The sequence below is a fragment of the Marinilabilia rubra genome (assembly GCF_003121985.1).
Lineage (GTDB): Bacteria > Bacteroidota > Bacteroidia > Bacteroidales > Marinilabiliaceae > Marinilabilia > Marinilabilia rubra.
In genome coordinates, this window is record NZ_QEWP01000001.1 from 525794 (window position 1) to 541562 (window position 15769).

Annotated in this window: 12 protein-coding genes; 8 read left to right on the forward strand and 4 right to left on the reverse strand. The window is 40.4% G+C overall.

The window, feature by feature from the left end; all coding sequences use genetic code 11:
• Window positions 1-213: 213 nt before the first annotated feature.
• Window positions 214-2613, forward strand: coding sequence for a glycoside hydrolase family 65 protein (locus DDZ16_RS02260; protein WP_109262782.1), 2400 nt, complete (start codon window positions 214-216; stop codon window positions 2611-2613).
• A 71-nt stretch (window positions 2614-2684) separates the two neighbouring features.
• On the opposite strand, the gene DDZ16_RS02265 is transcribed toward DDZ16_RS02260, so the two are convergent.
• Window positions 2685-3767: an acyltransferase family protein gene (locus DDZ16_RS02265; protein ID WP_109262783.1), complete on the reverse strand. Its 1083-nt coding sequence runs from the start codon at window positions 3765-3767 to the stop codon at window positions 2685-2687.
• Window positions 3768-3929: 162 nt separating this feature from the next.
• Between DDZ16_RS02265 and DDZ16_RS02270 the strand changes: the two genes are divergently transcribed.
• Window positions 3930-4178, forward strand: coding sequence for a hypothetical protein (locus tag DDZ16_RS02270; protein WP_109262784.1), 249 nt, complete (start codon window positions 3930-3932; stop codon window positions 4176-4178).
• Window positions 4179-4609: 431 nt separating this feature from the next.
• Here the strand turns inward: DDZ16_RS02270 and DDZ16_RS02275 are convergent, their stop codons facing one another.
• From DDZ16_RS02275 to DDZ16_RS02285, 3 genes are all read right to left on the reverse strand, one after another.
• Window positions 4610-4831, reverse strand: coding sequence for a hypothetical protein (locus DDZ16_RS02275; RefSeq protein WP_198416662.1), 222 nt, complete (start codon window positions 4829-4831; stop codon window positions 4610-4612).
• A gap of 183 nt (window positions 4832-5014) precedes the next feature.
• Window positions 5015-5638 carry a ferredoxin--NADP reductase gene (locus tag DDZ16_RS02280; RefSeq protein WP_109262785.1) on the reverse strand — a complete coding sequence of 208 codons (624 nt, stop codon included), beginning with the start codon at window positions 5636-5638 and terminating at the stop codon, window positions 5015-5017.
• Window positions 5639-5732: 94 nt separating this feature from the next.
• Entirely contained in the window at window positions 5733-8057 is a 2325-nt protein-coding gene (locus DDZ16_RS02285) for a PAS domain S-box protein (protein ID WP_109262786.1), read from the reverse strand.
• 547 nt (window positions 8058-8604) lie between these two features.
• On the opposite strand from DDZ16_RS02285, the gene DDZ16_RS02290 reads away from it, so the two are divergent.
• The 6 genes from DDZ16_RS02290 to DDZ16_RS02320 all read left to right on the forward strand — a co-directional run bounded on the left by DDZ16_RS02290 (window position 8605) and on the right by DDZ16_RS02320 (window position 15758).
• Window positions 8605-9738, forward strand: coding sequence for an AI-2E family transporter (locus DDZ16_RS02290; protein WP_109262787.1), 1134 nt, complete (start codon window positions 8605-8607; stop codon window positions 9736-9738).
• 168 nt (window positions 9739-9906) lie between these two features.
• On the forward strand, window positions 9907-10392 hold the full coding sequence (locus tag DDZ16_RS02295; protein WP_109262788.1) for an FKBP-type peptidyl-prolyl cis-trans isomerase: 486 nt from the start codon (window positions 9907-9909) through the stop codon (window positions 10390-10392).
• A 55-nt stretch (window positions 10393-10447) separates the two neighbouring features.
• Window positions 10448-11809 (forward strand): histidine--tRNA ligase, encoded by a 1362-nt coding sequence (gene hisS, locus DDZ16_RS02300; protein WP_109262789.1) that lies wholly within the window; start codon window positions 10448-10450, stop codon window positions 11807-11809.
• Between the two features lie 828 nt (window positions 11810-12637).
• On the forward strand, window positions 12638-13873 hold the full coding sequence (gene hemA / locus DDZ16_RS02310; RefSeq protein ID WP_109262791.1) for a glutamyl-tRNA reductase: 1236 nt from the start codon (window positions 12638-12640) through the stop codon (window positions 13871-13873).
• Between the two features lie 86 nt (window positions 13874-13959).
• On the forward strand, window positions 13960-14883 hold the full coding sequence (gene hemC, locus DDZ16_RS02315; protein ID WP_109262924.1) for a hydroxymethylbilane synthase: 924 nt from the start codon (window positions 13960-13962) through the stop codon (window positions 14881-14883).
• Window positions 14884-15014: 131 nt separating this feature from the next.
• Entirely contained in the window at window positions 15015-15758 is a 744-nt protein-coding gene (locus DDZ16_RS02320) for a uroporphyrinogen-III synthase (protein ID WP_109262792.1), read from the forward strand.
• The last annotated feature ends 11 nt before the right edge of the window (window positions 15759-15769 follow it).

Sequence of the window (15769 nt, forward strand, 5' to 3'; positions counted from 1 at the left end):
TAAAAGAATAGTTTGGTGCAAAGTTATTATTTGAATTCTGATATTTTTCTTAAATTTAAAGAAATGTAAACTCCAGGCTATGAAAATACTTTGGTCAACATTTATTTCCTATAGGATTGTTTTTGTCGAATTTTCCCAAGCAGTTTTCTGACATCGCACCTATCTTTCCTCTGTTTTTCAAAACTGTATAATCCTTCTCAAAAAAATGCAGATATGAATAAAAACAATGATTGGAAAATTATATACGAAGATTATATTCCTGAGCATGAGCCTTTGCGTGAGGCCCTTTTTACTTTAGGAAACGGATATATTGCAACCCGTGCTGCTGCGGAAGAATCAAAAGCCGAAAACGATCATTATCCCGGAACCTACCTGGCAGGTGGTTACAACAGGGCCAAATCGGAAGTTTCGGGGCGGATTGTTGAAAATGAAGACCTGGTAAACTGGCCCAACTGGCTGTCGTTGACCTTTAAACATGACGGTGGGAGTTGGTTCCTTTTGGATGATGTGGAAGTCCTTCATTACAGACATGAACTGGATTTGTACAAAGGAATAATGAAGCGTACCATCAAGTTCAGAGAGGAAGACGGGCGCGAAACCAGCTTGATTGCCCGGCGTTTCGTAAATATGAAAAATCCCCATTTTGCCGGTATCCAATGGGAGATTACTCCTGAAAACTGGTCGGGAAAGATACAAATTCGCTCAGCACTTGACGGAACCGTTACCAACTCAGGAGTCCCCAGGTATAGAGATTTAACAAGCGTTCATCTTCAACCATTGGAAATAGGCTCATTTAATGAGGAAAGCATCTACCTTAGGGTTCAGGCCAATCAATCGAAGTTAAGAATGGTTCAAGCTGCCAGAACAAGAGCTTTCAGGGATGGTGAGGAGCTTCCAGTAAATCGGAGATTTTTTAAAAAAGTAGGATATGTAGCACATCTTTTTGATCTTGATTGTGATGAGAATGAAAGTGTAAAGATTGAAAAAATTGTGGCCATTTATTCATCAAAAGACAGAGCTATTACTGAACCGGTTTTGGAAGCCAAAAATTCCCTGTATGATGCCGGTAGTTTTGATGAGCTTGCCGAAGCACATGCCCATGCCTGGTCTGAATTGTGGTATCGCTGTGATATAGATCTGAAGGATGGGAATAATACTCAGTTAATTTTACGATTGCATATTTTCCACATTTTACAAACTGCTTCTCAAAACACCATTGGGTTGGATGTTGGAATTCCGGCTCGGGGCTGGCATGGGGAGGCTTATCGGGGACATATTTTCTGGGACGAGCTGTTCGTTTTTCCCTTTTTGAATTTTCAGTTACCCGAATTAGCCAGATCTCTCTTGATGTATCGTTATCACCGCTTACCGGCAGCAAAGCGTGCGGCAAGGCTGGCAGGTTTTCGGGGTGCTATGTTCCCCTGGCAGAGCGGAAGTAATGGCCGGGAAGAAAGTCAGGTAGTTCACTTAAATCCCAAATCAGGGAAATGGGACCCGGATAATACTTATCTGCAAAGGCATGTTGGTATTGCTATAGCATACAATATTTATCAATACTATGAAGCTACCCGTGACATTGAATTTTTAATGGCCTATGGCGCTGAAATGATGCTTGAAATAGCAAGGTTTTGGTCAAGCTTGTCCTTCTTCAACAAAGATCGTGGGAGGTACGAAATTCACAATGTGGTTGGTCCCGATGAATTTCATACAGAATACCCGGACTCCGACCAACCCGGGTTAAATAATAATGCTTACACCAACGTGATGGCAGTGTGGGTTTTGCGCACTGCCCTTGATTTTGTGGAGCTTCTGTCCGACACCCGGAAAAAGGAACTTTTTACTGATTTGAAGATTGATGAAGACGAGATAACGAGATGGGATGAAATCAGCAGAAATATGTTTGTGCCATTTATGGATAATGGCATTATCAGTCAGTTTGAAGGTTATGAAAACTTAGAAGATCTGGATTTTGAAAAATACCGCGGGAAGTATGGCGATATTCAACGACTCGACCGTATTCTGAAAGCTGAGGGTGACTCGCCAAACCGATACAAAGTAAGTAAACAGGCTGATGTTTTAATGCTCTTTTTCCTGCTCTCTTCCGATGAGATAGAGAATCTGTTCAACCGTTTGGGGTACACTTTTGATCGCAGCATCATTCCAGATACGGTGAATTATTATATTCAAAGAAGTTCGCATGGATCTACCTTAAGCCGACTGGTATATTCCTGGGTTTTTTCTCGTTCCGACAGGGAAGAGTCTTATCAGGTATTCAAAGAATCGCTGATAAGCGACTTTGAAGACATACAGGGCGGTACAACAGCCGAAGGCATTCACCTTGGTGCCATGGCCGGTACTGTAGATATGGTTCAGCGTTGCTATACCGGTTTGGAGATTCGTGGAGGGATTCTCTGGTTAAATCCACGGTTGCCAAAGGAAATGAAGGGATTTAATATGCGTATCCGATACCGTGGGCACTGGATTTGGCTTCATTTTACTCAGCACAAAGTTGAAGTTTCTTTTGAATCAGGGCACTCACCTCAAATTGAGATTGGAGTTATCGATAAGGTTTATGAACTTGGGCAGGGAGATTGCAAAAAGTTCTTACTCTAAGGGTGTTGGTTGAAAAGTTAAAGGAAAAATCTTCAATTGAGCGGTTTGTAAATGGGGCTTTTCAGCAATCCTTAGTTTGAAGAGTAAAAGTATTTTTTGAGTTTTAAAAACTTTTTCTCAAATAAATTGTAGGATAAAATGCTAATTACAATGGTAATGGTTAATGAAAGCGTGGCGATTATGGCCCAATTAAAACTGACATTTAATATTTTTTGAACTTGAAGCACCAAACTAATCACAATGGTATGAAATAGGTATAATCCGTAAGTGTAAATTCCTAATCTGCTGATCCATAAAGAGTCTTTAATGTGTAAGGCATTTCTGGGAGGAAGAGTAAAAAGAATATTAATGGCAAAGAAAAATCCAAGAATATTTGGTGTAATTATGTCTTTGCCCGGAAAGTTGACTTGTGGCACAATAAATATTAATCCGAGAGTAAATAAAAAAAACAAATATTTGAGCGTTAGCGGAATTTCTGCAACCTTGTCGATCAGTCTGTGCTTTTTAACAAGGATAAACGCCGGAATTGAGCCAAAAGCAAAGTAATCGATATTGGTAAAGATGTCGGCAAAAATGAGCCCGTTCATATGGTAGATGATTCGGAATATGACCCCCGAAAGGAGGGCTGTTAATGCAATGATCCAGGTTTTTGAGTTTGGAACAATGAAAAAAAGCAATCCCCACAAAATGTAAAAATGTTCTTCAACGCATAATGACCACATTACGGGCAAAGGGGAAATTCCCGGAAGACTTTCTGTTAGCATAATTTTGTAGTTTTCCAGGAAAAGTACCGATACAAGCCAGTCGGGCTCATACCCCTGATTGGAGTCGGGTAGATTTAAAAAGTCCAGTATATGCGGTGTAAGAAAGGCAAAGAGAATCATGGCATAAAACAGTGGCCATATTCTTAATATTCTTCTGCCAAAAAAATTCTTTAGCGATAGTTCAGTTTGATTGTGTTTCTCCAGAAGAAGAATATATGTAATTAAAAACCCACTTAGAACAAAAAAGAAAGAAACCCCGATTCCGCCACTTTCTGAAAACCATTGCAGCCAGCTGTTTTCTTTTGTTGGAAGATGGTGAAAGAAAACCAACAAAAAGGAGAAGAACCTTAATGCATCGAAAGTATGAAAGTGTTTGCGGGTTTGAGCCATTTTTTATGTTTTAATCCGGCTTAAATCTAGAAAAAAAACAGGAATTCAGGAAAGTTTTAATTGAGTGTAAGAATTTTGTTGGGTTATCTTCCCGCCAGAACTCAGTCAATGACTTTGTTATTATTTAAAATATTTATATATTTGCATAAATAAATTTAATATATGGAGTTTAAGAAACTTGAATTGGAAACTGAAAACAGAGGCCTTAAAGGATGGATTAAAACCAGACATTTTAAGACTTCAATAATTAGCATTGTCGTTGGTGCAGCTGCCGGATTTGGCTATTATTATTTTTCGGAAGCTAAAGCCTTTGATTCCGTAATTTTCACAGAGGCTTTTAAGTTTATTGCAATGGGAGGCTTTTTGGGATTTTTTGTAACCAATAGCCCTTGCGCCAGAGGAAGGTGTTAAAAGCTGTTTTAATAAAGTCTTCTTCGTAAAGGTAAAATTCGTCAAGCTCTTTCAATGCTGTGCAAGTCAGTTATTTGTTTTTTAAAGTGATTGTTTCTTAACAATACTCCGTTAAACTTTTGTAAAGGGCTATAAATCAACTTTTTGGAATCATGTGCATGATTGCTTTAAGACCCTGGTTATTAGCACTATATGATTCATCTTAAATCTAATATCTAAAAATCTAACGATCTATTGTCTTAATGTATAGAACATCAGGGTTGTATGAATTATTTTGCATTTTTGCTGACTGCCCTCAGGCAGGTATCTAAAAGTCTAATGATCTATTGCTAAATAATCTCCCCTAAAACTTAGAGCTTATCTCCCCGTCCATCCAGCCCAATGGCTTTTATTTTCCGGAACGAATTTCGATTAAGTCCTTTGGCTTTTATTTAAAAAGGGATGTAGTGTTCACCATATCCGGTGGCAAATCCGGTTGAGTCATTTTCATTGAAGCCGACAATCTTGTAACCGGCTTCATAAAACTGATTAGCTAAAGCATCAGTCTCATACTGATTCATGCGGAAGCCCGGTGTCTTAAATGCCACCCGGCGTCCGTTTCCGTTTGCAAGATTCAAGTTGGTTGGTATTGTTTGGATTGTGGCGATGTCCATTTCTGTTTTATCGATTAATGTTGGCTGGAGTTTTGACCTGTTTCCCGGGGCATATCTACAATCTCTCTACTTAATGACATATCAGCCGCTGATGTAATTTTTACATCGATGATTTGCCCAATGAGTTCAGGCGCTTTTCTTCTTTTTCGGTCTTTTGGTACCCCATCTTCTCCAGCACGGCGCTTACTCTTTAAGTATGTCCAGTGAATTGAATATCATATTGCTGTTTCCACAGATGTAAAATTCGGTATTGGTTGAAAAAGTTGCTTCTGCTATATGCTTTGTCAATCTTCCCTGTACTTTTCCTGTTTTATCCAGGGAGGTGCAATCTGTATATCTGGCGGGATGAAAAACCTGCCTGTCATAGGCCTCGTTGCCGTACCTTATGCCATGGATAACCTGGTAGTTTAATTCAGGGAATGTCTCCGCCATACTGCGAAAAGGGGCGATTCCTGTTCCGCTGGCGATGAATACGAAGTGGCGGGTGTTTATTTTTGATTCATCTATCGTAAACTCTCCAATGGGGCCATTTAGCTCTACGATATCACCTTCTGACAGCATGGATAGGTAGCCGGAAAAGATCCCATTCTCAATTTTTCTGACGAGCACCTCCGGATTAGATTGACTTTTGCCATTATATAGGGAATACTCCCTGCTCTGACTGCTTCCCGGAATACTTAGGATTACATGCTGGCCGGCTTTGAAGTTTAGCTTCTGACCGGTCATTCTCAATGAAAAAGTATCATCGGTGAGCCAACGGATTTTAGATACTTTGTAATATTTGCTCTTTGCTTCCTGCCCTCTCATTTTTCTGAAAATGAATTTAAATGGCGGCAAAGTTAATTAAAGAAGAAAAAAGGATGAAGAAATCCTGAAAATGTTTATTTGCAAAACAACCGGATTACAGGGATGGAAGCGTGAAGGAGATAGTAGTGCCGGAATTAACTTTGCTTTCAATGTTCAATTGTCCCTTATTTTGCTCAATAAAGGTTTTGCAGAGCATCAATCCCAGACCGGAGCCTTTTTCATGAGCCGTTCCGCGAGTAGTAAAAAATTCTTCCTGAGAGAAGATTCTTTGTAAGTTTTTTTGTGAAATTCCTAATCCATCGTCTTTTATGTAGAAGAAGGCCTGTTCTTTGTTTGCTTTAACTCCGATTTCAATATTTCCATTTTCGTGACTGAATTTTATGGCATTGGATAACAAGTTCCGAATTGTCAATCGTATCATGTCTTCATCGGCATAAGCTTTTGAAGCCGCGCTGTGATTGACCAACATCGTAATCCCTTTTGATTTGGCCCTGAAGCCGTTTTCATTAACGCAATAATCAACAATTTTATTGAGATCGATGATTTTAGGTTTGTATTTTAATTGGTTTTCATTTTGCCGGGCCCAGTTTAGAAGGTTTTCGAGCAAATCAAAAGTGTTTTTTGAGATTTCGAGCTGGGATTTCATAAATTGTTTGAAGGTGCTTTCGTCAATGTCTTCATTTTGAGATATGACTTCTGAAATTTGCAGTAAACTTGCAATAGGGCCTCTTAAATCATGTGCAATAATGGAGAAAAATTTATTTTTTGTTGCATTGGCAACTCTGAGCTCATTTTCAATCTCTTTTTGGCGATGGATATCCACATGAATACCGATGGCCCTTGATGGTTTTCCTTCTGAGTCATGTGCAATTATTTTACCCGAATCCATAATCCACTTCCATTCACCCGATTTGGTTTTTATTCTGTGGATGGAGTGATAAACAGGAATTATTCCTTCAATGTGTTTTTGAAAAGTTTTTTGGACAATGGGAAGATCATCCGGATGAATAAGATCTTGCCATTTTTTTAGGCATGGCTTAAGTTCGAAATAATCAAAATCCAGCATTTTTGTCCAATTTTCATTGAAGTAGGTTTCGCCGGTTCGCATATTCCAATCCCACAAACCAATCCCCGTATTTTCAATAGCCATTTTCAGCTGGGTTTTCTGCTCTTTAAGTAAATTGTGATACTTGATGCGTTCAAAAGTGTTGGAGGTAATATTGGCTATTGTTTTAAGAAAGCTAACATCTCCGGTGCTGAAAAACTTTTGATTGCAGCAATTTTCAAATGCCAGAAAACCAAAGAACTGCTGCCCTGTTATCAGCGGGATGGCAAAAAACGATTTCACATTGAATTGGCTCAGAAAAGCTTTGATTTCTTCCGGACCTTCTGCCATTTCAGCAAAAAAGATCTCCCCTTTTTCCATCAAAAGATTCTTCCAGATGGAGTTTTCTTTAAAATTAATTAATTGAAATCGGGGGGTAGATGTTTTTCCAGAGAGATTATACCATTCATGAGTGCAATGGGCTGTATTTTCGTTCGCATCGAATTCAAAGACTGCAATTCTGTCCACATCGATGTGTTTCCCTATTAATTCAAGAGTTTCATCAAATTTTGGTGAGGATTTGGTAATTGAGTTGAAACTTTGGGATATATCAGCAATCAAAGCTTTTTGTTGAAGGTTTTGATTAAGCTGTTTTTCAGCTTCTTTTAGTGGCGTCAAATCAATGCCGGAAGTAAAAAAGTAAGTTGTATTATTAATGAGGAGTTGGGAGGCAGAGTATAAGCAAGTCAGGCTTTTTCCCGATTTTGTCTGAAGGATAACTTCTTTGGTCTGAACTTCCGTGTTTTTTGATACTTCAATAAATAAGTTTTTGCATTGATGATGGTCAGCAAAAATATTGAGTTGTTCTGCTGTGTGACCGATAACTTCTGATTTTGAATATCCAAGGAGTTTTAAGAAAGTTTTGTTGACATTGATAAACTCTCCCGTTTCCGGGTCAGAAATCGACATGAGTGTTTGGTTATGATTAAAAATCCGGTAGAATTTTTCTTCCGAGAAAGCCAATTCAGAAAAAGGTTTGGCAACAACAATGAATGACTCTGAGGTGTTCCAGGAACTTTTGAAAATGTTTAATTCAACAGGGATAGATCTTTTGGTTTTTGATAGGAGTTTTAACCCCGGAAAGTTGCGTTTTTCATTGCCTTTGGTGAGGATCTTTTTTTTTGCTCTTTCCTGCAATGAATAAGGGAAAAGCTCCAAAATGTTTTTTCCTGACAATTCGTTTCCCCGATACCCCAGAGTGGCAGTAACAGGATTGTTTATTTCGAGAATTTTTCCTTCTGAGTTTATTATAAATAATAAATCTCCAATGTCGTTAAAAATGTCCTGGTAATTATTTACTTCTGTGAGGTTCATAGCTTTTATCTTTTTTCCTGATAAAGAGATCAGGTCATTGGATTCCTGACTTGGTGACAGATAGAGAATCTCGCCCTTTTTGTGCAGGTCGTCTTTTGGGAGATAAGGAGCAGTTGTGTTAAAACTTATTATGTAAGTTAATTAAAAATCAAGCGATATGCACCCCTTTTTTTCTTCTTTTTCAGAGAAAATACTTCATTATGCTTTTATGAAATTGAGAAAAAATTTATCAACGGGTGAATAATATCTATATTTAGAGTTTCGAATACAATAATACTCTGTTGAAATTTTGTAAAAGGCTATCAATCAACTTTTTGGAATTGCATACACAGCTGATTTAAAACCTTGGTTATTAGCAATTTATGGTTAGTTTCAAGTCTTTTATCTAAAAATCTAACGATCTATTGTAATACAAAGGACTTTCATTAAATTGTATGAGTAATTGACGTCCTGGAAAAACTGCCTGAACTTTTGACTCTTGAAATTTATTCCTAAGTTCTGAGCTCTATACTTGATTAGCAAAAGGGACTATAAAAATAAATTGATAATGAACTCCAGAAATAGTTATAAAAAGTCTGAAAGACGATATTCAATGGTTCAGCGTGTGAGTTTTTCTTTGTTGGCCATGATTCTTTTTATTTACGGACTCATTGCTGTTCGCAATTTTCTTTGGCCCATTGCTTTTGGTTTTTTGTTGTCTTACTTGTTCTTTCCGGTGGTCAATTGGTTAGAAAAACACAGCATTCCTCGCATTTTGGCTAATTTTATTGCCATTGTTGCAGGACTGGGTATATTGGTAAGTCTTGGGCTTTTGGCATACAGTAAGATCACCCCCGTAGCCGGCGATTTTCCGCATTTGGCAGAGACCGGCCTGCGAAATTTGGCCGATTCAATATCACGCATAAGTGAACATTTTGGTTTTGACAAAAATGAAACCAGAGCATTGATAAAGGAGCAGGCCGGCAATTTGCTGGCTTCAGGAGGGCAATATGTTCAGGATATTTTTAATGCCACCACCAGCACTATTGTGAATTTTGGACTTCTGCCGGTCTATATCTTTTTGTTTCTTTACTACAGGACTAAGTTTGCCTATTTTCTGATGATGATTTTCGGGAGGCAGCACCGTGAAGAAGTCATCACCATTCTTCGTGAAATATCACAGGTGTTTGGCCGATATATGGCCGGAGTGCTGGCAGTTGTTCTAATTCTGTGTATTATCAATTCTACAGGGCTTTTGATAATAGGCTTAAAATATCCAATAGCTTTGGGGATCATATCTGCCATTTTTAATTTTATCCCATACTTTGGTACGTTACTTGGCGGTATGGTGCCACTTCTTTATGCTCTGATTGGGGAAAACGATCCGGCCATGGCCTTTAGGGTCGTTATTCTTTTCATTATTATTCAGTTTATTGAGAATAATATTCTGACTCCAAATATTGTTGGAGGGAATGTCAGGGTCAATCCCTTCTTTATAATTACCGGGTTGGTCGCAGCCAGCATCATATGGGGCATTCCCGGGATGTTACTGATTGTTCCGTTTTTGGCTATTACGCGCATTGTATTTACTCACATCGATGCAATGAAGCCTTATGCCTTCCTGCTGGGCGATCAGGGAACTTCCAGGCACTCTATTACCATTAATAAAATTAAAGGAGTATTCAGGAAGAAGAGATCTTAAATCAGCTGTTTTTTTCTGAATGGCAGATTATAGCTTTCTTTGCATTCCGATTATTTTATTTTCGTGTGTTTTGTGATGTGTCTGTTTTGCAAGGGCTTAATGAATAGGGGGTGTTTTTGAGGGAGTTTGTTTTAGAGGCCATGAAGTTAGTTGAAAGCGACTCATCTGATGTCTTACCTGACTGCCGTCAGGCAGGTATTTCAAAATCTAACGATCAATTGTATGGGAAGAAGAGAGAAACGTCAAAAAAGCAAAGGATCTGCTGGCAATAACCGTAAGGTGGGAGAAGAATTCTTAGCTCAAAATGCCCGGAAGCCAGGTGTCGTTGAAACGGAAAGTGGTCTTCAATATCTTATCGTTGATGAGGGGGAGGGTGAAAAACCCGATGAATGGAGTACTGTTGAGATTCATCAACGGGTCCTGCTTTTGAATGGAACCATTCTGGGAGATACTTATCGTGCCAACCAAACATCTATTGTCCCGGTGAATGAACTTATTGAAGGACTGCAGGAGGGACTTCCATTAATGTCAGTCGGGAGTCCTTACAAGTTTTGGGTGGCTTCGGACCTTGCCTGGGGGAGAAAAGGAACCGGAAATAAAATTCCGCCCAATGCGGTTCTGCATTTTGACATAAGGTTGGTGAGTATAACTTAGGACCTACCGGAATTATTCCTAAATTTGCAGCCGAATTTGAAAAATCTGTAAAGCAATGGCTCAGAAACCATCAATCCCCAAAGGAACAAGAGATTTCTCTCCCGCCGAAATGGTGAGGCGCAATTATATTTTCGACTCCATTAAAGAGGTGTTTCAACGTTATGGGTATATGCCCATCGAAACCCCTGCCATGGAAAACCTGGATACATTGCTTGGTAAATATGGCGATGAAGGCGATAAACTGCTGTTTAAGATCCTCAATTCAGGCGATTTTCTGAGAAAAGCGGATGAATCTCTTTTGGCCAGAAAAGACTCAAATGCCATCGCCGGTCAAATTAGTGAGAAAGGACTTCGTTACGATCTTACAGTTCCTTTTGCGCGTTTTGTGGTTCAACATCAGAATGAGCTGTCTTTCCCTTTTAAGCGTTACCAGATTCAGCCGGTGTGGCGTGCCGACCGTCCTCAAAAAGGCCGTTACCGTGAGTTTTTTCAGTGTGATGTGGATGTTGTTGGCAGCGATAGCCTCTTCAATGAGGTGGAGCTGATTCAGATTGTGGATGAGGTTTTTCAGAAACTGGGGATCCGTGTGGTGATCAAGCTCAATAACCGGAAAGTGCTGGCCGGAATTGCTGAAATTATTGGCGAAGCTTCCCGCCTGACCGATATCACGGTTGCCATAGACAAGCTGGAGAAGATTGGTCTGGAGAAAGTTAATTCTGAACTATCAGAGAAAGGTCTTTCTGATGAAGCTATTGAGAAACTTCAACCCATCTTGTCTTTGAGCGGCAGCAACGCTGAAAAATTGGTGAAGCTGGGAGAGATTCTTGCCGAATCAGAAGTGGGAACTAAAGGAGTTGATGAACTTAATGAAGTTTTGACCATCATTGATGCGTTGAACGTCGAGACAGGTGTGGAGCTTGACCTTACTCTGGCCCGTGGTCTGAATTATTATACGGGGGCTATTTTTGAGGTGAAAGCCATTGATGTGGAGATTGGCAGTATTACCGGTGGTGGTCGTTACGATGACCTGACCGGTATTTTCGGTCTGAAAGATGTATCAGGTGTTGGGATATCTTTTGGTGCCGATCGTATTTTTGATGTGATGAACCAGCTTGAACTTTATCCTCCCGAAGTCACTGTTACCACTCAGTTGATGTTTGTGAACTTTGGGCCAAAAGAAGGTGCGCATTGTCTTAAGCTTGCCGGAGATCTGAGAAAATCAGGATTGAAAGTTGAAGTTTATCCCGATAGTGCCAAAATGAAAAAGCAGATGACTTATGCCAATAAAAAGAATATTGGTTTCGTGGCTCTGGTGGGTGAAGAAGAAATAAATAATGGTGTAGTGACCATCAAAAATATGGAAACAGGAGAGCAGAAATCTGTTAAACCTGAGGAGATCACTTCTGTTATTGGTTGATATTGTTGTTCTCAATACTCTGTTAGATTTTTTTAAAATCTGGGAATCAATTTTTTGGAATCATGCCCGTGGTTGCTTTAAAGCCCCGGTTATTAGCATTGTATGATTTGTCTTAAATCTTTCCTGAGTGCCGTCAGGCAGGTATCTAAAAAATCTAACGATCTATTGTGTTCTGAGAGATATTAAATTGGGGCTGTCAAAATTAGTTTGACAGCCACTTCTTTTTATACCCATTCTAAATCATTATATTTGTTGGTAATTACAGAAAAAAATCAGGATAAATGTTTTTGGTAGGCATCACAGGCTCCTTACTTCCATTTCTTTTTCTGTTGGGTGTGGTTTTTGTTTTTTCAATGCAAACTTCCACCCAATCGCTTGATGATGCTCTCTGTTTTGATGATCATAAAGCTCAAAATCATCATATATATAATCCTTCCGTATTTGAATCCGATTGTGAAACTGATTTTCATTTTACTAAGGCTTGTTCAGACAGTTTTGATTGTAAAAAAGATCATTTGAGTGGAGTGCATCCTCCGATGCAATGCTGTTTGGAGGCTGCCAATCTGCGGATTATTGTGCGAATGCCTGATCCAGTCGTAAATGAAAGTCAGTACTTAAACTGTTTTTCAGGATTATCTCCTCCCTTTTGGTGCTAAAAGCATCGTTTCTGTAAAAGAATTGATACTTACTGCCACCCGGTTGTAATTGACAGCCCTAAACGCTTTGTTTTTAGTTGTGTTTAAAATTGAAGCCTAACAATTCGAGTACCCTTTTTCATCCGGTCAGAGGGATTCGCAGTTCATTTCACACTCATCACCAACCGACACTATGATAGGATTAATCGGTTTAAGTCATAAATCTGCTCCACTTGAAGTACGGGAGCGATATGCTTTTAACAACGAAGACATCGTGCATTTATCGGAATGCATTCTTTCCGGAAGCCGGGTAGAAGGGATATTGGTTCTTTCCACCTGCAACCGCACGGAGTTGTATTTCTCTACACAAGCCAACTGCCTTAAAGGGGGAATTCAGCATATTGATGAATGTCTTCACAATTTTGCAGAGTACTCCTCCAAAAGTAAAGAATACTTTTACCATCTGTTTGATCAGGATGCAGTCAATCATCTTTTTAGGCTGATATCCGGGTTGGAGTCAATGGTAATTGGTGAATATCAGATTGTGTCCCAGATAAAAGATGCTTATGGGTTTGCCAGGGAGAAGGGGTTTGCCGGAAAGATCCTTGATCGGCTTTTTTCAAAAGCACTGGAAGTGGGTAAGCAGGTGCGAACCCAAACAGGTATTAGCCGAGGGGCCTTTTCAGTAAGCTATGCCGCAGTGGAAAAGTGTCGGGAACATTTCTCAGACCTGGAAAAAAGAAAGATCTTGCTGGTGGGAGCCGGAGAAACTGGTGAATTGGTGGTGAAAAACCTTCATAAAAGAGGTTGTCAGTTTATCTCTATCGCCAATCGTACTTATGAGAAAGCCAGTCACCTTGCCTCCAGATTTCAGGCTGAGATTGTCCCTTTCGGGAAGCTTTCAGCTGCCATCCATGAAGCAGAGATTGTGATTTCATCTGTATCAGGTGAGCATCTTATTAATCCCGGATTGATCGGGGAGCAAGCGCCGACGCATAAAATTATGATGATTGATCTGGGGGTTCCCCGCAATATTGACCCACAGCTGGCCGGGATAAAAAATATTCGATTGCTTAACATCGATGATTTAAAAAAGGTGGTGGTGCAGAATGAAGAGAAAAAGAAGAGTTATTTCGATACGGCATGCCAAATCATCCAAACCAAGAGTGTGGAGTTTGAAGACTGGCTGACCAGTCAGAAGTTATCTCCCACCATCAGGTACATTATGTCCTCGGTCCAGGACTTGCATCAAAACGGATTGGACGCATTTCGCTCAGCTCATTCCGATGAGGAGGTGGAAATTATGGAGAAGTATGGAAAACATTTGTCTGAAAAGATGATTCGTACATTGATAAAGAACCTGAAAACAACCACCGATAATGGGCGGAAAAGAGAGTTGGTAGATATGGTAAACAGGTTATTTGATTAAATTCAGGGGGTGTTTGGCACGGAACGAATGTCACAACGGACAATCCTCTTATTTCTGTTGTCTCAAAGTCTAAGGCTTAAATGAATATGACAAAAAATAAAATAAATATAGGCACCCGAAGCAGCAAACTTGCCATGTGGCAGGCTCATAAGGTAAAAGGTGCTCTGGAACAAAATTTTCCGGAAGCAGAGGTGGAAATAATTACCATAAAAACCAAAGGTGATGCAGTGTTAGATGTGGCCTTGTCGAAAATAGGGGATAAGGGGTTGTTTACACGGGAAATTGAAATTGCCTTGCTGGATGGCCGCATCGATGTTGCAGTGCATAGCTTAAAAGACCTGCCGACGACCCTGCCCGATAAGCTTACACTCGGAGGTGTTCTGCCAAGAGGAGAAGTGCGCGATGTTCTGGTTTCCCGTGACGGCAGGTCACTTAAAGAGCTGAATTCTGAGGACAAAATAGGGACTTCAAGCCTGCGTCGTCAAGCCCAGTTACTGCACTTTAATCCCGAACTTAAGGTGGTAGATATCCGTGGAAACGTAAATACGCGTCTGCGAAAAATGAAAGAAGGATATTGTGATGCTATGGTTATGGCCGGTGCCGGTTACATACGTTTGGGACTGGAGTCTGAGGTTACAGAGTTTCTGGAACCGGAAGTAATGCTGCCGGCGGTGAGCCAGGGGGCTGTGGCGATGGAAATCCGGGAAAATGATCCTGAAATGTCTGAGATTATAGACAGCATAACTGATTCCAATACTTTTTTGACCACAGCTGCCGAAAGGACTTTCCTGAAAACTATAGAAGGTGGTTGCCAGGTACCTGTGGCTTGCTATTCTGAGGTTTCGGGCGATCAAATAAAATTAACCGGACTTGTAGCGGCTGTTGATGGCAGCAAGCTACTGAAGGAGTCGGTTACATGTAATATAGAATCCGCCAATGCTGAAGCTGCTGCCCTGGCTGAAAAGTTGTTGTCAATGGGTGGTCGTGAAATTTTGAAAACAATCCGATAGTTGGGAATCAACGGGAGTAAAATCGGGCAATTTCTGAGGTTTGCCCTGGTAACCCCGGAGCCCCGCAAAGGGACCAGCAGGTTTTGGAGGCAACGATTCTGTTTTACTAAAAACGTAAATTAGTAACTCTTTTGAGAGAAACAACAACCATAATTACCACCTGGCCGGTTAAAAAAAATGACCGGTTTTCCACGATTCTGGAATCGGAGGGTATGGCTGTTTTGCCTTTGCCGATGATTGAAGTCGATTTTCGGTTGTTTACCGTTCCCGGATATTTGGAGGATTACGATTGGGTGGTTTTTACCAGTAAGAATGGTGCAAAATCGTTTCTTGAGCAGACCTCTTTTCACCCCCACAATAAGATAGCGGTTATTGGCGAAGGGACTGCAGCACCTTTAGAAGCGTATGGTATTCAGCCTCATTTTGTAGGAAGCGGGAAAACAGGGCAGGAATTTGCTGATCAGTTGACAAGCCATACTGGCAGGGGAAAGCGCATTTTGTTGGCCCTGGGAAATATGGCTCCCGACACATTGTATCAAGCGCTTGCTCCTCATAACCGGGTGGAGCGTGTGAATGTTTACGATACCAGAAGACCCGAGGAAGTTGATCAACAATTGTTGAACCGGATTGTAATCGATGAATATGATTTCATTGCAGTGAGCAGTCCTTCTGCCATAAAAAACCTGTTTGAAATGGTGAGTGAGCGGTTGAAAGTACCTCTCAGGATTGTGAGCATTGGCGAAACCACTTCGCATGCAGCACGTGAGCTGGGTTTAGAACTTGTTAAAACTGCTACAGAACCGAGTTATGAGGGACTGGCCAAGTGCGTGGTTGATATGGTGGAACGGGGAGAAGGTAAGAGGAACAGACGGTAAGAGGGTGAAAG

Coding starts and splice junctions, on each gene's coding strand:
- DDZ16_RS02260 (WP_109262782.1), top strand. CDS start 214: ATGAATAAAAACAATGATTGGAAAATTATATACGAAGATTATATTCCT.
- DDZ16_RS02265 (WP_109262783.1), bottom strand. CDS start 3,767: ATGGCTCAAACCCGCAAACACTTTCATACTTTCGATGCATTAAGGTTC.
- DDZ16_RS02270 (WP_109262784.1), top strand. CDS start 3,930: ATGGAGTTTAAGAAACTTGAATTGGAAACTGAAAACAGAGGCCTTAAA.
- DDZ16_RS02275 (WP_198416662.1), bottom strand. CDS start 4,831: ATGGACATCGCCACAATCCAAACAATACCAACCAACTTGAATCTTGCA.
- DDZ16_RS02280 (WP_109262785.1), bottom strand. CDS start 5,638: ATGAGAGGGCAGGAAGCAAAGAGCAAATATTACAAAGTATCTAAAATC.
- DDZ16_RS02285 (WP_109262786.1), bottom strand. CDS start 8,057: ATGAACCTCACAGAAGTAAATAATTACCAGGACATTTTTAACGACATT.
- DDZ16_RS02290 (WP_109262787.1), top strand. CDS start 8,605: ATGAACTCCAGAAATAGTTATAAAAAGTCTGAAAGACGATATTCAATG.
- DDZ16_RS02295 (WP_109262788.1), top strand. CDS start 9,907: ATGTCTTACCTGACTGCCGTCAGGCAGGTATTTCAAAATCTAACGATC.
- hisS (WP_109262789.1), top strand. CDS start 10,448: ATGGCTCAGAAACCATCAATCCCCAAAGGAACAAGAGATTTCTCTCCC.
- hemA (WP_109262791.1), top strand. CDS start 12,638: ATGATAGGATTAATCGGTTTAAGTCATAAATCTGCTCCACTTGAAGTA.
- hemC (WP_109262924.1), top strand. CDS start 13,960: ATGACAAAAAATAAAATAAATATAGGCACCCGAAGCAGCAAACTTGCC.